The organism is Fibrobacter sp. (assembly GCF_017545445.1).
Taxonomy (GTDB): domain Bacteria; phylum Fibrobacterota; class Fibrobacteria; order Fibrobacterales; family Fibrobacteraceae; genus Fibrobacter.
The window spans coordinates 1-2,405 of sequence record NZ_JAFWOM010000106.1 but is presented as its reverse complement, the minus strand read 5'-3'; the positions used below and the strand labels follow the sequence as shown (position 1 = coordinate 2,405).

Here is a 2,405-nt window from a genome sequence, read left to right as displayed (position 1 = left end):
CATGCTTGAGAAGGTCGCGATTGCGCGTGCGTTCCGCCTCGCTTTCCCCGTGGAGTTCGGCGGGATGCCCTATGAGAGCGCGGAGCTTTCGCCGGAACAGGGACTTGACCCTGAAAAGGAAATCAAGATTGAGGAAGCGGTAGAAAGGGCGGAAGCCCCGAAGCCGGAACAGCAGCCGCAGGAACACACGGGCGACCGCAAGGCGAAATTTATCGAGGTGTGCAACAAGATGATTCCCGCCGCGATTAAGGACACGCTCAAGGCGTACAACTGCCGCAGTCTTGAAGAACTGGGCCTTGACCAGATTGACGGATTCTACCGCGAGGCGAAGCGCGTGGAGGCCGGAATGATGCAGGAGGTGGAGTTCTAATGGAGGCGACGATGGAAACCGAAGAAGTGATGGAAGAAAAGAATCCCAACGCGCTCGTCCTTATCGACGAGGGAAAACAGTTCGCGGTCAAGACGGACTGCATGGACCCGGAGGCGCTTTTCCTGGACAAGAAGAACTTTGTCCCGATGCTCAACCAGGTCAAGAAGATTGCGCGTGGGCTGATTGCCGACGTTCACACCGAGGAAGGGTTCAAGGCCCGCAAGGCGATGAACGCCAAGCTCGCGAAGCTCAAGACCGCCATCGAGGACAGGGGCGCACAGGTCGCCAAGGAACTCAAGGCGAAGCCCAAGCGCGTCGATGAAACGCGGCGGCTTGTGAAGGAAACGCTCGAAATGCTCCAGAAGGAGGTCATGGCGCCCATCAGGGAAATCGAGGCTAGACAGCAGGAAATCGTGGAGATTTCCAACATTCCCGCGACGGCCATCGGCTGCAATTCCGAAGGGTGCAGGCAGGTGCTTGAGGCCATCGAAGCACATGTTCACGACGCCAAGTACTGGGACGAAAGCTACCAGGAAGCGATGGACGCCATCAACGACGCGAGGCGCCAGGTCAACGGCATCCTCGCCAGCGCGGAGAAGCAGGAAGCGGAGAAAGCTGAACTGGAACGCTTGAGGGCGAGTCAGGCGGACTTTGAAAAGGCGGCGCGTGAGAAGGCGGAAGCCGAGAAGCGCGAAACGGAAGAAAAACTGCGCAAGGCGCAAGAAGAAGCGGAAACTGCAAAACGCGAGGCGGAAGCGGCCAAGCGCGAAGCTGCGGAAGCACAGAAATTGACCAATGTCGATTTCGGGGAAGCTGATGCCAAGGCGACACGCGAGGCGATGCTTTTCCCGGACGACGAACGCCAATACCGACGCATGGCGAATCGGGAAGCACTCGAAGACCTGATGAACTACGGACTTGACGAAGCCGCCGCGAAGCAGCTCGTTACGGACATAGTGCATGGGAAAGTGCGCCATGTGCGGTTTGTTTACTAAGAAAACTCGCAGCTTTTTCTAACCCAAGCTGCGGCGCTGCTGGTGCGCGAATCGCCAGCGTTCTTTCTTTGACTAACAACAGTTAAGAAAATCAACAACCAATAAACATAAAGGAAAAAACAAATGACATACGAAGCAAGAGGAAGGTTCGAGGAAACCTTCGCAAATGTACCGGGCGTAACCGTTTCGGAACTCAAGATTACCTGCGACGACCATGCACACGTTCTGCGCTGGATGGCAGCTGTCGTAAAGGAATGTACGGGCGTCGCACTTGAGGAACGGATAAAGTTCAGCGTCTATGAAAAGATTGACGACGAACGCGTGAACTCGAAGGAGTATTTCGTTTACGAGGGAGGCGAGAACGTCTCCTGGAACAAGGTGAAGATTTAGCCGACCGCTGCATGGTGCAGGCGGTGGCCTAGATGGATTGAATCGAAGATGGACAGACTGGAAAAGGAACTTGAACAGATAATCGTGATGGAAGATGCAGGGCTTAGCCTACGCTCGCTCTGTCGCATTTATAAGGAAACCGTGCTGGACGACGAGTCCATGAAGGACATTCCGCTTGAGGCGAAGCAGTTCGCCGTTGCGGAGAGCCTTACCAAGGGCTACTGCGGGATAGCACGGAAGTTCGGGTTTAATGATGAAAAGTTCATGTCTGGACTCATGTCAAACTTTATGCTGCCACTTGTGGCCGCGCTGCATTATATCGTCACCAGGAATGGTGAAAGGAGTACCGATGAAGATAATCGCTGATGAAGAATTTCTCGACCGTACCGAGGCTGGGAATTTTATCGGGATGGCGACATCCACTTTCGACAAGCTGTTGGCAAAAAGCCGTCACGGCAAGTTGGTCTATCCGCTGGAAGTTTACCAGCCGGGTGGACGCGGCACTCCGATGTGGTTTAGCAAGTCCAGGTTGAAGGAATGGCTCAACAATGTCATTTCCAGCGGCGGCATCGCCGTATGTGCGAGAAAGACGCACTTCACGATGGACGAATTTTAGGAAGATACCTCCTTGACGCACGAAGGCCCTGGCT

The 2,405-nt window shown here is 54.7% G+C and carries 5 protein-coding genes; all 5 read left to right on the top strand.

Translation table 11 applies throughout. The features are described 5' to 3' along the window. Positions 1 to 64: 64 nt before the first annotated feature. The 5 genes from IKG78_RS12170 to IKG78_RS12150 all read left to right on the top strand — a co-directional run bounded on the left by IKG78_RS12170 (position 65) and on the right by IKG78_RS12150 (position 2,371). Positions 65 to 370, top strand: a complete 306-nt coding sequence (locus IKG78_RS12170) for a hypothetical protein (RefSeq protein ID WP_290943816.1) — start codon at positions 65 to 67, stop codon at positions 368 to 370. Positions 371 to 381: 11 nt separating this feature from the next. Beyond that, positions 382 to 1,365, top strand: a complete 984-nt coding sequence (locus tag IKG78_RS12165; RefSeq protein ID WP_088627504.1) for a hypothetical protein — start codon at positions 382 to 384, stop codon at positions 1,363 to 1,365. A 123-nt stretch (positions 1,366 to 1,488) separates the two neighbouring features. Continuing rightward, positions 1,489 to 1,755: a hypothetical protein gene (locus IKG78_RS12160; RefSeq protein ID WP_073324061.1), complete on the top strand. Its 267-nt coding sequence runs from the start codon at positions 1,489 to 1,491 to the stop codon at positions 1,753 to 1,755. 48 nt (positions 1,756 to 1,803) lie between these two features. Further along, a complete protein-coding gene (locus IKG78_RS12155; RefSeq protein ID WP_073324063.1) occupies positions 1,804 to 2,121 on the top strand; it encodes a hypothetical protein in 318 nt (105 codons plus the stop codon). After that, on the top strand, positions 2,105 to 2,371 hold the full coding sequence (locus tag IKG78_RS12150) for a hypothetical protein (RefSeq protein WP_073324065.1): 267 nt from the start codon (positions 2,105 to 2,107) through the stop codon (positions 2,369 to 2,371). Before IKG78_RS12155 ends, IKG78_RS12150 begins: the two co-directional genes overlap by 17 nt. Positions 2,372 to 2,405 lie beyond the last annotated feature (34 nt).